At 48.4% G+C, this 14,152-nt stretch carries 15 protein-coding genes; 12 read left to right on the forward strand and 3 right to left on the reverse strand.

Annotated features, from left to right (window positions below; all coding sequences use genetic code 11):
* Positions 1 to 48: 48 nt before the first annotated feature.
* Complete coding sequence (locus tag DU002_RS02735) at positions 49 to 1,239, reverse strand: pyridoxal-phosphate-dependent aminotransferase family protein (protein WP_114336803.1); 1,191 nt, start codon at positions 1,237 to 1,239, stop codon at positions 49 to 51.
* Positions 1,240 to 1,479: 240 nt separating this feature from the next.
* Positions 1,480 to 2,040, reverse strand: coding sequence for a hypothetical protein (locus tag DU002_RS02740; protein WP_114336804.1), 561 nt, complete (start codon positions 2,038 to 2,040; stop codon positions 1,480 to 1,482).
* A 507-nt stretch (positions 2,041 to 2,547) separates the two neighbouring features.
* On the opposite strand from DU002_RS02740, the gene DU002_RS02745 reads away from it, so the two are divergent.
* The 12 genes from DU002_RS02745 (at position 2,548) to DU002_RS02800 (ending at position 13,405) form a co-directional block, all read left to right on the forward strand.
* Positions 2,548 to 2,850 (forward strand): nitrogen fixation protein NifW, encoded by a 303-nt coding sequence (locus DU002_RS02745; protein ID WP_114336805.1) that lies wholly within the window; start codon positions 2,548 to 2,550, stop codon positions 2,848 to 2,850.
* Between the two features lie 195 nt (positions 2,851 to 3,045).
* Entirely contained in the window at positions 3,046 to 3,834 is a 789-nt protein-coding gene (gene phhA / locus DU002_RS02750; protein ID WP_114336806.1) for a phenylalanine 4-monooxygenase, read from the forward strand.
* A 63-nt stretch (positions 3,835 to 3,897) separates the two neighbouring features.
* Positions 3,898 to 4,239: a 4a-hydroxytetrahydrobiopterin dehydratase gene (locus DU002_RS02755; RefSeq protein WP_114336807.1), complete on the forward strand. Its 342-nt coding sequence runs from the start codon at positions 3,898 to 3,900 to the stop codon at positions 4,237 to 4,239.
* A gap of 337 nt (positions 4,240 to 4,576) precedes the next feature.
* Positions 4,577 to 5,098 (forward strand): PEP-CTERM sorting domain-containing protein, encoded by a 522-nt coding sequence (locus DU002_RS02760; protein WP_114336808.1) that lies wholly within the window; start codon positions 4,577 to 4,579, stop codon positions 5,096 to 5,098.
* A gap of 356 nt (positions 5,099 to 5,454) precedes the next feature.
* A complete protein-coding gene (locus tag DU002_RS02765; RefSeq protein ID WP_114336809.1) occupies positions 5,455 to 6,354 on the forward strand; it encodes a TolB family protein in 900 nt (299 codons plus the stop codon).
* Between the two features lie 550 nt (positions 6,355 to 6,904).
* Complete coding sequence (gene hppD, locus DU002_RS02770) at positions 6,905 to 7,984, forward strand: 4-hydroxyphenylpyruvate dioxygenase (RefSeq protein ID WP_114336872.1); 1,080 nt, start codon at positions 6,905 to 6,907, stop codon at positions 7,982 to 7,984.
* A 1-nt stretch (position 7,985) separates the two neighbouring features.
* Positions 7,986 to 9,131 (forward strand): homogentisate 1,2-dioxygenase, encoded by a 1,146-nt coding sequence (locus tag DU002_RS02775; protein WP_114336810.1) that lies wholly within the window; start codon positions 7,986 to 7,988, stop codon positions 9,129 to 9,131.
* 24 nt (positions 9,132 to 9,155) lie between these two features.
* The gene (locus DU002_RS02780) at positions 9,156 to 10,145 is read left to right on the forward strand and encodes a fumarylacetoacetate hydrolase family protein (RefSeq protein WP_114336811.1); all 990 of its coding nucleotides are present in this window, start codon (positions 9,156 to 9,158) and stop codon (positions 10,143 to 10,145) included.
* Positions 10,146 to 10,156: 11 nt separating this feature from the next.
* Positions 10,157 to 10,822, forward strand: coding sequence for a maleylacetoacetate isomerase (gene maiA / locus DU002_RS02785; RefSeq protein WP_114336812.1), 666 nt, complete (start codon positions 10,157 to 10,159; stop codon positions 10,820 to 10,822).
* A gap of 189 nt (positions 10,823 to 11,011) precedes the next feature.
* Complete coding sequence (locus tag DU002_RS02790) at positions 11,012 to 11,488, forward strand: DUF6795 domain-containing protein (RefSeq protein ID WP_114336813.1); 477 nt, start codon at positions 11,012 to 11,014, stop codon at positions 11,486 to 11,488.
* Positions 11,489 to 11,658: 170 nt separating this feature from the next.
* Positions 11,659 to 12,222 carry a DUF6795 domain-containing protein gene (locus tag DU002_RS02795; RefSeq protein ID WP_114336814.1) on the forward strand — a complete coding sequence of 188 codons (564 nt, stop codon included), beginning with the start codon at positions 11,659 to 11,661 and terminating at the stop codon, positions 12,220 to 12,222.
* Between the two features lie 25 nt (positions 12,223 to 12,247).
* On the forward strand, positions 12,248 to 13,405 hold the full coding sequence (locus DU002_RS02800) for a lipase family protein (RefSeq protein WP_114336815.1): 1,158 nt from the start codon (positions 12,248 to 12,250) through the stop codon (positions 13,403 to 13,405).
* A 254-nt stretch (positions 13,406 to 13,659) separates the two neighbouring features.
* On the opposite strand, the gene DU002_RS02805 is transcribed toward DU002_RS02800, so the two are convergent.
* Positions 13,660 to 14,025: a cupin domain-containing protein gene (locus DU002_RS02805; protein ID WP_114336816.1), complete on the reverse strand. Its 366-nt coding sequence runs from the start codon at positions 14,023 to 14,025 to the stop codon at positions 13,660 to 13,662.
* Positions 14,026 to 14,152 lie beyond the last annotated feature (127 nt).

The following is a 14,152-nucleotide window of genomic DNA, read 5'->3' on the forward strand; positions in this document are numbered from 1 at the left end:
TTCAAACAAACGCAGATGACAAAACGATGACCGAATTAATAGTTATCGTTATTTTTGCAAACGTTTTTCCAGCTCGGCAACACCTGCGGGTAGATCGACATTGACCCCTAACTCTTTCACGCTAGAGCCTAGGGCATGTACCGTTCTAAACAGGTGATGAGTACGGCACTGCTCCCCCATCTGGCCAATACGAATAATATTGGGTCCAAACGAGCCCGATATCTCCACCCGATGTTTAGCTGACATTAATGCCAGAATCTCAGGCCCGGTGGTGCCGTTTGGTACGTTGATACCTACCACGGAATTCAGTCGGCTGTCAGGCTCGACATACAGGCTCATACCTAACGCTTCAATCGCCCCCTGCAGTGCCAAAGAACAGCGCTCATGGCGCTCGAAACGCCCCTGCAAAGTTTCGCTGCAGATCAGGCGTAACGCTTCATGCATAGCCAAAATACCCGACACAGGTGCCGTGTAGTGATAGGATTTTTTGTACCAAAACTGATCCGCCAACCGGGCATCTAAACACCAATGCCGTAGCGTATCTTTACGTGATTCGATCAGCGACCAAGCTTGTTCAGAAAACGCCACCAAAGACACACCAGGAATAGAGGACAAACCTTTTTGGCCGCCGGTAATTACTGCATCAACGCCCCACTCATCCATCGCCAGTGGCATGGTGCTCAAGGTACATACTGCATCCGTTATCACCAAACAGTCATGGGCTTTGGCTAACTTACAAATGGCCGGCAAGTGACGGTTGTAGACCGTATTAGAGGTCTCCCCCTGTACTATGGTCAAGACCTTAGGTTTATGTTGTGCGATCAGTTGTGCAACCTGTTCTACATCAGCACAAAAACCATCTTCTACCTCAAAGCGGATCACCTTGGCTTCGGTACGCTCTGCCATTTCAGACAAACGGTGACTAAAAAAGCCGTTGCAAATGCTCAGGACGGTATCGCCAGGAGCAACCAGATTCACCACGGCCATTTCCATCGCTGCAGAGCCTGGGCCTGCCACCCCTAAAATATGCCGGGATTCGGTTTGAAAAACATAACGCGACATCGACTTAACCTGCTCGATGATCTGCGACATGGTGTCACCCAGATGATTGATCACAATGGAATTTGCCGCCGCTACCCGGGCAGGAATAGGCACAGGGCCCGCTCCCATCATCAACAGCGGCTCTTCAGGCAAAATATTATCCAGTGACACAATATCGGTAGGCGCTTTTACAAACACTTGATTTCCTTAATCTGTCCAACCCAAAACTCAGGCCGTATCAGTTTTCTCTGCAGTAAATTTAGCCGCCTATCATATCTGGGTTTTGTAGCAATGAGTAAACAAAAAATTACGTTTTACGCTGAATGAATTTAATCGAAGAAGTTGCGAATGGGATCTTTATTAATGTAGGGCTCTGCGATGGTAAGAGTGGTGAGAGAAACCATCGCTCCCTCACCCTTGGCATGGCTTCGTCAGCAATTAGATAGCGCCATGAACCTCTTTCTTAGCTGATGTAGCATTGGCTAGCATCTCATCCAGTGAGAGTTGTGCAAATCTCGGCGCGTAATCTTTCAACTCGCCGAACACTTTCAATACTTTGTCGGCCGCTTTAAGCCCTTTGAAGTCACTCTTTTCTAACCGCAACTCTTCCGTAAGCTGAGCCCACACCATGGCATCCCACGGTAGTAGATAGCCACTAATGCCATTGATCACCGTCTTCGCTTCACAATGGGCATTGGGCGCCAACAAAAAGATAAACGCGTCATCAGCAAAGTCCTGACCATAGCGCTCAAGCAGCAAGCTGATATCTGCGATATCGTCGAAGCCGCCAACGATCATTTTTAGCTTTTCTCCCTCTGCTAGTAATATTGCATCGCGAAGCAACTTCACTGGTGCTTTGCGACGACCTGAATCATCGGCGATTTCACCATCAATCAGCACCAACTCACCACGATAGGCATGCAGACCAGCCTGACTTGTTTCCGCCTTAAAGTTGGTGGTAAATAACGCCCCTTGCGCTTCATAGCTATCCAACAGCATGATTTAACTCCTAAAATATTAAAGTGATACCACTGCTATATCAGCAAGAAACAAACCATCTACCCGCCGTAGTCAGTTTTAGTAATTAGGCTAAATTTCAACATGTTGCGTGACAACAAGATCAATTACCTATTGTTGGATTTGACACAACACACGCGGAATTTGGCTGATTTACTGCAAATTGTTGGCCGTCCAGCTAAACAACCCAACCCCTAACCCGCTGGCGGGACTATGTAGATTAACGGTGTGGCTCGACGCCGTAGTGGCATCAATATTGATAGAGGAACTGATAGGAACCGATAGGAACTGATAGGAATTGATAGAAGCTGAGAGTAATTCAAAGAGATTAATAGCAGTTTAGAGAGCTTAACAAGAGTTAGAGATGCAGTTGCCGCTAACCTGAAAGCCGCACGAAGAGAAAGATGGGCACTGCAGTTAAAACTATTAAGGTAACAGTTCGGAACGCTAAACCGCCCTCTCCTGACAGTCAGCATAAGCAGCTAGATAATGACAACAGACAGCAACACAGACGCCGCGCAAGCAACAAAAATTGCCGCACAGATACATAGCATGAGTAATATGGCCGAGCTACTGACTCTTTTTGAGATCGGCTTTAATACGACGTTTATAGAGCGTCACGGCAAAGAGGTTTATAAGCGCTTTAATGGCCACGTATTACAACAGCAACCGGCTGATTGGTTTGATTATCGTCGTTGCCTCAAGCGTGCTTATTGCCATATTCAACGCGACTATATGCGCTTAGAAGGGCGTGCCACCTGCCATGGGTGCACCTCGTGCGATCGTCGTTAACAGCCCAGCCACCAGCTAAAAGGTTAGTTAATTCAATTAAGTAACATCACAAAGTAAACAATAAAGTACGATTTGACAGCGCGGCTTTATCCCCCACAAATTGGGCGTTTGGCGTAATCACTCCTAAAGTGATGTCCAAATTATAAGCGTTGGCTGACGCCCTACGTCAGACCGAAGCAATTGAGGGGGACAGCGGTGAAACAGTGTCGCTATGTATCGAAACAGGCAGACTCAGATGGCCTTATCATCTGGAGTGACGAAGAACATCAGGTATGGCATGACCTGATCACTCAGCAGCAAGCGGTGATGCCTGGGAAAGCCTGTGATGAATACCTTAAAGGCATGGAAGCGCTCGCCCTCCCCACAGATCGTATTCCACAACTGGATGAGATTAATCGTGTGCTCATTGCAACCAGCGGCTGGCAGGTTGTGGCGGTCCCCGCACTGATCCCATTTGAGAAGTTCTTCCAGCTGCTGGCAAACAAGCAGTTTCCCGTCGCCACCTTTATCCGCAGCCGAGAAGAGTTCGCCTACTTGCAGGAGCCTGATATCTTTCACGAGATCGTCGGCCACTGTCCGTTACTCACAAATCCCGCCTTCGCCCATTTTACCCATCGCTACGGTCAGATCGGTTTGGCAGCCACCCCAGAGCAACGGGTATATCTAGCAAGGCTATATTGGTTTACCGTCGAGTTTGGCTTGGTCAACACCGACGAAGGCTTGCGTATCTATGGCGGCGGCATTCTGTCATCACCAGGGGAAACAGAGCGTGCATTACTCTCTCCAGACCCCGAGCGCCTGCCGTTAAAAATCCTCGACGCAATGCGCACCCCTTATCGTATTGATATCATGCAACCGGTCTATTATGTGTTGGATGATATCGACGAACTGGTCGAAATTGCTGAAATGAACTTGATCGCTAAAGTCGACCTAGCGCAGAAACAGGGGCTATTCCCGCCGCGATTTGCCCCCGTAGCGCAGTAAATTAAAGCAACGCGCATTCGGCGCTAATGCTATTTGTTATCACCATTGGACACAGGAACAGCTATGTCAGATCTTGCAAAAACTAACTGCGAAGCATGCCGCGCCGACGCACCGAAAGTCACTGACGCAGAGTTAGCAGCCCTAATCAAAGAGATCCCGGATTGGGCAGCCGTTAGCGAAGACAGCATCTTGATGCTCCGTCGGCAGTACAGCTTCAGTAACTTTAAGAAAGCGATGGCTTTTAGTAATCGCGTCGGCGATCTCGCTGAAGAGTATGGCCACCACCCAGCAATTTTAACCGAATGGGGCAAAGTCACGGTGACATGGTGGACACACAAGATCAGTGGACTACATAAGAATGATTTCGTGATGGCTGCAAAGACCGATTTAATTCCAACCGACTAGTAGGCGTGTCGAGTTAACGATCCTCAGCTTCCCCTCCCAAAAATCAGGACGGTACTATTCGTTAGCACTGTCCTGATCAGGCTGATCCAAAAATGGGTTTAGTTGAGCTATTCGCTATCCCTGTCCTCGTGAGATTCAGCCCCCCTCACAACGTCACCAAATTATACATAGCTGCGGTACCTTCAAAGTGCTTCGTTTCTAATTCGTTGAAGTAAAATAACTAAAATTAATGGTCTTATTATTGCGCCGTTGTCGTAATGAAGGCGTTCTGCCTGACTAAGGCTAGAGTGATGAAGTGGGCTACTGGCGCTAAATACTAATAAAGGGATGTTTAACCATGAAAAATTTCGTTTCTGTATTATCAGTACTACTGCTGACAAGCTGGGCGGGCATTGCACACGCAGGTTTGATGGGAGCAACGGTAGGCGCAGATTTTTACTACCCAAACGACACCAGCTTGTATTGTTCCAATGGCACTAAAACGGTAGACGCTACGGTTGAATATCCAACAAGCTGCAGTGGATTTAGTGTAGTAAGCATTGATGTGAGTGATACTCAGGTGATCGTCGGACACTCAGGCAACAGCTTCGCGAGTGGCAGCTTTAACGGCTTTGTACTTTCGGTACTCTCTGATTTATCCATTACATCGTTAATGTATGATGCTGCGGCAAGTACATTAGGGGTCACCTCTTATGGTTTTGACGCCAGCTCTGCCTATTTCAACTTTGCCGGACAACTTAATGGCACCGCTATTTTCGATATTAATTCTAGTACTAACGCGGCCGTTCCTGCACCTGCAAGTATTGCGCTGATCGCGCTGGTTATTGCTGCAATGGGTTGGCATCGTAAGCAAGCATAGATGTTTTCGCTTCAAGCCATATGGAAGCTCCTGTAAGGGAGCTTTTTTATTGGTCTCTTTGTAATTACTTTATGACTAAAGAAGCAACAGGCCGATCACTTACATCAACCATTCCGGCTGTTACAGCACTAAAAAACCACATAAGTTATGCAGGGTGAAAGACCTACTCTCTAGTCGATAGTAGAGGCATGATGTACAGAACCACTTACACAAGGTACGACATTCCAATTGCTGTTTTTGCTTGGCGATAGTGGCCTGTAAATTCCATTAACGGTAACTTGCATCCTCAACAATCAGATGTGGTTATCGGCACGCATCAATTCAGTCAATAAGTAATGAGCATCAGGAATATATAGATGAGAGCTTTCAACCGCATCAGTACACTAGCCATTGCCGCAACCGCTCTCACATTTGGCTCAACATTGTCCGCAGCGCCCACACCTTACCACTCTGCGCCAGCCGCTAAGCAGGCGGTAGAATTTGCGCCGGGGATCATCTCTACTAAAGACAATTTTGAGATCAACACTGTCTTCAACAAAGCGGGCGATCACGTTATCTTTGCTCGCTGCCATGACGACTTCAGCCAGTGCACCATGATGGGATCTCATTATAAGAACGGTCAATGGCAACCGCCCGTAGCACTGCCATTCTCTGGCGGCTATTTAGAAGCCGATGCCTATTACAACGAAGATTACTCAGCGATTTACTTCGTTTCCAAGCGGCCAATAAAGCCCGGCGCAGCAGTTAGCAGTTCAGTGAATCTTTGGCGTGTGGCGCTAGACAACGGTGTCTGGCAAACGCCCGAGTACCTGCCAGATCTCAGTTCTGACTCGGATGACCTGTATCCCTCAATCACCGCCAACGGTGATCTCTACTTTCCCTCTTTTCGCGATAACCAACGTCAAATGTACGTAGCGAAAAAGACGCCTGCTGGATTTGAAGAACCAAAGCCCTTACCCGCACATATCTATGGAAAAGACGCCAAAATCGGTGACTCTGTCGTGCTTAGTGATGGTAACACCATTATTTTTAGCATCTCCGGTCGCAACGACAGCGTCGGCAAAGGCGATCTCTATATCGCCGAAAAAGTGGATGGGATCTGGAGCGAAGCGAGAAGCTTAGGCGAAAAAGTAAATACGCCAAACCATGAGTTCACACCGATCGTGTCACCCAATGGCGAATACCTGTTTTTTACCCGTATCGAAAACGGCCGAGGCAATCTCTATCAGATAAAGCTAAGTGCGATCTTGCAGTAAGCATCAAGCTGTCGGTTGCATCGATGCAACCGATAGATCACTCAAACAATACACAACTTCATCGCAGTTTAAGTACTGAACTAGCAAGGCATCTGCTTTGATTTCAAGGCGCGAAAGCTATTAGTAATAGTTGCCACCGCACTACTGGCAGTGCTCGTTCAGATACATGGCCTGCCTTCTCAGTCACTTTCCAAAACTAATATCCTGGCGCAACCAACGGCAGCGTGCCGGGCACAGCATAGATATTTATTGCTAAGGCGTTAGCACTGCTGACAACCACGGAACTTGCATCCCTCCCCACTTAGGCTCATTTAGACTTGCCACTTTTTCAGCGATAATTGACAACGTTGCGCCGCCAAACCGCGATATATAGGGGTTTGAAGCACGGCTCTGATGACGTAACGATTTGTTTACCATTTAACCAAATCGCCTCACTTTGCTCCCTCCGCTATTTTCGCGACAGATTGCAGTAATTAGCCCTAACTTAGGTTCAAACAATTACAACGCCCATTAAAAAGAGGTGACTGTTCCCATGGCTAATCTCAACCCGATGACAGATCCAATTCTTAACCCACTTGGTACTGACGGCTTCGAATTCGTCGAATATACAGCGGCGGATGCCGCCGGTATTGATGCGTTAAAACAGCTATTTTGCTCACTCGGATTTACCGAAGTGGCAAAGCACCGCTCAAAAGCGGTATGGCTCTATAAGCAGGGTGACCTTAACTTTATCGTTAATGCAGAGCCTGGCTCGCAAGCGGAGCAGTTCTCACGTATTCATGGGCCGAGCGTATGCGGTATGGCATTCCGTGTTGCCGATGCCGGGGCAGCATTAAAGCGCGCTATCGCCCATGGCGCTACTGAGTATGTTGGCAACCTGGGCGCCATGGAGCTTAAGATCCCTGCCGTGTACGGTATTGGCAAAAGTACGCTCTACTTTATTGATCGCTACGGCGACAGCAGTATCTACGAAGTAGACTTCAAGTTTTATCCAGACTGGCAGCACAAGATGGCAAGCCACCAAGTGGGGCTTTACAAGCTGGATCACCTCACTCATAACGTGATGCGTGGCAATATGGATAAATGGTCACACTTCTATGAGCAGTTAGGTAATTTCCGTGAGATCCGGTACTTCGATATCGAAGGTAAACTCACGGGTCTGAAAAGCCGCGCCATGACGGCACCCTGTGGCAAGATCCGCATACCGATAAATGAATCTTCTGACGACAAATCGCAGATCGAAGAGTTTATCCGTGAATACCACGGCGAAGGGATCCAGCATATCGCCATGACCACAGATGATATCTACACCACAGTACAAACCCTCAAAGATCGTGGCGTGGAGTTTATGTTCACACCGGACACCTACTATGAAAAGGTCGATACCCGAGTTCCCGACCATGGTGAAGATGTCGCTCAGTTGCAAGCCTTGAAGATCCTGATCGATGGCGCACCTGAAAAAGATGGGATCTTACTTCAGATCTTCACCAATACGGTGATCGGGCCGGTGTTCTTCGAGATCATTCAACGCAAGGGAAACCAAGGCTTTGGCGAGGGTAATTTCAAGGCATTGTTTGAATCTATCGAAGAAGATCAGATCCGCCGCGGTACATTGAGCGAGGAGCAGTAATATGGCGAGCCAACCGATCAACTTTCCCCGCACAGAGGGGCAGTGCTCTGCACAAGCCCACGCTGACTTTCCCGAAGAGGGATTATATGAACGTGAAGTGGGGCGCGATGGATTTTTTGGCTCTGCCAGCCATATTCATCACCGCCATCCGCCTACGGGTTGGCTGGCCTGGGAAGGCCCGCTCCGCCCCCGAGCATTCGCTTTTGCAAAGATCACAGGTATTGCCCCCGACAGCCCGTGGCGCACGCCCACTTTGCTACACAACGCTCACTGCCGCTACCGGCTATGGGACTGCAACGAAGCGATGGAAAATCTAGTACGTAATGCCGACGGTGACGACCTGCTATTCGTTCATGAAGGCGACGGCGAGATATTCTGCGATTATGGCCATATGACGTTGACCGAAGGTGATTATGTGGTGATCCCTCGAGGCACCATGTGGCGACTCTGCCCTCAACGGCCTATGCGCCTATTGATGATTGAGGCCACCGAACAAAGCTACCAGTTGCCCGATAAAGGGATGGTGGGTCGGCACGCACTATTTGACCCTGCGGTACTGAAAACACCGCAGATCAACCAGGCTTTTCTGGATCAACAAAACGAAGAACGTTGGCAAGTGCATGTTAAGCGCCATCAACAGATATCGGTGATCACCTATCCATTTAACCCGCTTGATGCGGTGGGTTGGCACGGCGATCTTTCGGTGGTGAAACTGAATTGGCGCGACATACGCCCGTTAATGAGTCACAGATATCACCTACCGCCGTCGGCGCACACCACCTTTGTTACCAAACACTTTGTTATCTGCACTTTTGTGCCCCGTCCGATTGAGAGTGACCCCGGCGCACTGAAAGTACCGTTCTATCACAGTAACGATGACTACGATGAAGTGTTGTTCTACCACGCGGGCGACTTTTTCAGTCGCGACAATATCACCCAAGGCATGGTCACCCTGCACCCGGCGGGTTTCCCCCACGGCCCCCATCCTAAGGCGTACAAAGCGGGTCAAGAATACAGCCGCAAGTTCACCGACGAAGTGGCAGTGATGCTTGACACCCGTGATGCGTTAGAAGTGTCACCGAAAGCTTCAGAACTGGAGAACCCTGACTATGTTTACAGCTGGCGCAATCACAATGAACTGGGTTGAAGTTAAAGCAGAAAGGAGCGCTAAATGAAGTTAGCCAGTTTGAAAAACGGCACTCGTGATGGACAACTGATCGTTGTGAGTCGTGATCTTAGCCAAGCTGTGACCGTGACAGAGATCGCTAGCACCCTGCAGCAAGCGTTGGATAACTGGCGAATTGTCCGGCCGGCGCTCGACACTGTCTATCAACAGCTCAACGACAACGTGCTTGCCGATACCTTTGGCTTTGTTGAAAGTGCTTGTGAATCCCCCCTGCCCCGTGCCTTTCATTGGGCTGATGGCAGCGCCTATGTTAATCATGTCGAGCTGGTACGCAAAGCGCGCGGAGCCGAGATGCCAGAGAGCTTCTGGAGCGATCCACTGATCTATCAAGGTGGCTCTGATTGTTTTCTGCCTCCCCATGATCCTATTCCGATGGCATCCACCGATTGGGGCATCGATTTTGAAGCGGAGATCGCGGTGGTGACCGACGATGTGCCGATGGGCGTTGCGACCAAAGATGCGGATAACCACATTCACTTACTGATGCTGGTTAATGATGTATCACTGCGTAATTTAATCCCCGGCGAGTTAGCCAAAGGGTTTGGCTTTTACCAAAGCAAACCATCCAGCAGTTTTTCTCCTGTGGCGATCACCCCTGATGAACTAGGTGATCATTGGCAAAAAAGTAAAGTGCTGCGGCCTCTGACCAGCCACCTCAATAATGCGCTATTTGGCGAGCCGGACGCAGGCACAGATATGACCTTTAACTTTGCCGAATTAGTTGCTCATGCCGCGAAAACACGGCCACTGTGCGCAGGCACCATTATAGGCTCAGGCACAGTAAGCAATTATGACCGTAGCGCAGGCTCAAGCTGTATAGCTGAAAAACGGATGTTGGAAACCGTTGCAGAAGGTAAACCCACAACGCCGTTTATGAACTTTGGTGACACCATTCGCATCGAGATGTTTGATACCGCCGGCCGCTCAATTTTTGGCGCGATCGAACAAACCGTGATCCCGTTTCCACAGGAATAATAGAGGTAGCCATGGAATATACACTGTACTCATATTGGCGATCATCAGCAGCGTATCGCGTGCGCATCGCCTTAGCACTAAAGGGGCTGAGCTATCGTACCGAGCCGGTTCACCTAGTTAAGCATGGTGGCGAACAACATAGTCAGCAATATACGGCGCTCAACGCCAGTGGTCTGGTTCCTACGCTGGGCACTCCCGACGGTGTACTACGACAATCATTGGCGATCATGGAATATCTTGAGGAGCGTCACCCAGCCCCCGCCTTGTTACCCTGCCAGCCGCTCAAGCGTGCACAAAGCCGCGCATTGGCCTTAGATATCTGTTGTGAGACCCACCCGCTGAACAACCTGCGGGTGCAGCAATACCTAACAAAAAACCTAGGGATAAATGACACAGAAAAACACAGATGGATGACCCACTGGATGCACAAGGGTTTTGTGCCTATCGAACAGCAGCTCGCAGAAACTGGCGGCGTGTTTGCAGTGGGAGACACGCCCACGTTTGCCGATATTTGCCTGATCCCGCAAGTCTATAACGCCAAGCGATTTAACATCAGTATGGAACGCTTCCCTCGCATCACCGAGATCTGGTCACGGTGCAACGAACTGGAGGCATTTAAACAAGCCGCACCCGAGGCGCAAAACGATGCCGAGCCGTTACTGCTGAAAGCGCAGTGACATTGATTCAATAGATAACTTAACGTAGGCTTTCTGCCGTCAAAGGAGTTGACCGCAGAAAACAGCGTGTTCATGGAGTGATAGCAGCCCCGATAATAGGGTGAAGCTGCTCCCCCCACTTTTAAAGCATCATCCCACACGCTTAACGTCATCTTCCTGCTGTTTTTTTTCATCACAGGTAGCGTCGGTATGTTCGGATTATTCAAGAAGTTTGATGTCAATCTTTGTCCTGAAGTCAAAGGACAAATAATGCTTGAGGGCAAGCCTGTTGCAGGCATAAAAATCACCCGTAGCCTTGGTTTTATGGATGAAAAGAAGCGAGTTGACTGCGTGTCGACAGATGCAGACGGACGTTTTATCTTAGAAGAGATTAATATCCGCTCACGCAAACCAGGCAGCATGTTTGGCGTAGAATTCACACTCCAAAAAATTACCGCATCTTTCAAGGCTCAAGAATATAAGCTCTGGTTGTCCCCGTATTATGGGATAGAAAAGAGTTCAGATTACTCCCAAAAATTAGCTTCGCTTATCTGTGAGCTAAAATCTAAGCCTGCCCAATTTGAGTTCCCTAATAGTAAGAACCCCAATAAAGACCACTATGCCACGAGCATTTGTCGCTGGGATGATGACTATAATCTCTTTGAAGAGTTCGACAGGGTAAGTTAGTCAAACGACGCTATAGGACAGCATCGCGACAACCTAATAAAAAGCTAATATTTCGTTAATAAATCAGTGACGTTGATTCGATAAATATCTTCGCGTAGACTTCCTGCAGTCAAAGGAGTTGACCGCAGAAAACGGCGTGTTCATGGAGTGAAAGCAGCCCCGATAGTAGGGTGAAGCTGTTCCCCACTTTTAAAGCACCATCCCACACGCTTAACGTCATCTTCCTGCTGTTTTTGTTCATCACAGGTAGCGTCGGTATGTTCGGATTATTCAAGAAGTTTGATGTCAATCTTTGTCCTGAAGTCAAAGGACAGATACTGCTTGAGGGCAAGCCAGTGTCAGGCGTAAAGATCACGCGTAGCCTAACGTATTACTACGAGAATGAACGCCTTGATTACACCACGACTGACGATAACGGGCAATTTTCATTTCCAGAGGTAAACATCCGTTCCCGTAAGCCTGGAAGCATGTTTGATGTCAGCCGCACCTACCAAGAGATCTTTGCCGAGAGGTGTAGCCAGAAATATAAACTTTGGCGCTCAACATTCCATGGCATAGAAAAGCGTCCAGAGTATGAAAAGAAGCTGGGTTCTCTTAACTGCGACTTGACATCCAAACTAGTCAAATTTGAATTCAAAAATAATAAAAATTCTAACATTGATTTTTTCGCAACTAGCTTAGCTCGTTGGTCTGATGACTTTATAATTTTTGAAGAATACAACCGAACATACTAAATGTACTTCGTAAAGGACGACGATAATGTACTCTCTCAGCCCCAAACTTGCGGCGCAAACGGCACAATTTGCGTATGAATCACGTACGGCCAAGAATGGAATCAATGCCGATGACGTTCCACCAATACTCGCTCATGATTTCGATTTCTCTGGCAACCTGATCCAAGGTGTCAGCGGTACTCTGCTTGAACGCCTATTCAATCATAAAACGGGCTTTGGTGTGATCGGTCGAGGCAGACCCAACTCCCCTTACTCAAATCATCACATCGTCGCTATTCGCGGCACAGCGTCAGGGCGTGATGCAGTGACTGATCTGCACTGCGGTGTTACCAATGGGCCAAATAATAAGCGGATCCATGCGGGCTTTAATCACAACTTCCGTTCCATGAAGTCGAACCTGACAAGCTATTTCAGCGCACCAGGGATAAAACTTGGCCCTGTTCACTGTGTTGGTCATAGCCTTGGCGGCGCACTGGCTAACCTCACCGCCAACTGGCTGCGAGCCAACTACCATGTGCCCGTCAGCGTCTATACCTTCGGTGCACCGCGGGTTGGCCGAAAAGATTATGCCAATAGTACGCAAGGTGAAATGGAGAATATCTACCGTTGCGTCCACGGTGCCGATCCTGTGCCAATGGTACCAGTCTGGCCATTTGTTCATGCGGGTGCGGATTACAGATTGGATGGTGCCAGAGGGATCAACCCGGCAGCGCACAAAATGGATGGCTATATCGAAAATGCTGGGCGGTTTAATGACTACACCCAGATGCATATAGATTCAGTAGGAAAACAACTAACCCCTGTGCGCTTAAAATACAGTGATCGGCATCAGGTCAGCTTCTCAGTCTACTGGCAAGAGCGGATCAGCAATGCGCTTATCACATTACTAAAAGATGCAGGCTTTTATACAGCGGTTGTTGCTCAAGCGGCAATCGGTACAACACTAACTATCTACGATGTGATCGCACAAAAATTGGAAGACATCGCCCGTATGTCCCCTGTCTATGCAGAGCAAGAGCTGGGATTACTCGGTTGTATGCTGACATTTGCAGGAAACAAGAAAGCGGTCAAAGCTGCCGACCTTACATACACTTTTATCCGTTGGGTACTGCGACTGACATTAGAGAGGTTGTTCAAATCAGCCAAATCGGCAATACAAATTGCTAGCGCTGTTCCTGCTTAGCAATTTGACTGCAAGGGGCTGTTGGGTCATTTTTCATTGACCATAGCCCCTTGTCTCCCCGTTAGATAAAAAACTCCCCGTTAAATAAAAAACCGTCTTCGTAGAGATGTGCATATTGTCTGCACATTTTCTTGTTTATATATACCCGCTCTCCACTCACCAGGGATCAGGTGCCGAAAAAGTGGAGCAGTCGACCATAAGCCGCCCTCGTTCGATCCCTACAGTCGGGCTTGGGCGGCGCCTTTACTAGCTATTCAATGTGTCTTTTCTGGTAGTTCTGAATGCAGCGTTTCGCCACGGTTGGTACCGTACTGTAACGACAATCCGTTTGATTCTATGCGATACCAAAGATGCTGTCTGACCACAAACAACTGGCCACTTTTTAACAGATGCTTCTGGTTAGTATCAGCGACCCTAACAACAATCGTAGCTTCACCTTCTAACTGGTGGATCAACGCATCCGCATCTGGATGGCAAGTCCAGGGGGAGACACCTTTAAAGCGCCCCATCCATACTCTGCCATCGTCAATAGTATCGAGGATCCAAAATTCAGCATCACCGTTTTCACTCACCCAATCAGCCGTTCTTTTTAGGGCAGCGGATAAATCGTGACTTCTCATGGTGGGCACCTGTCATTTGATTAAGGTCTCACCTTCAATCTTAGGATCGAAATCAGTTCACAGAGACAAATTCTCTCGCTGGTCAGCAGTTAAAAGATGCTTTAGCTTAAACTGCATCAAGAAATAT

It is taken from the genome of Corallincola holothuriorum (genome assembly GCF_003336225.1).
Classification (GTDB): domain Bacteria; phylum Pseudomonadota; class Gammaproteobacteria; order Enterobacterales; family Neiellaceae; genus Corallincola; species Corallincola holothuriorum.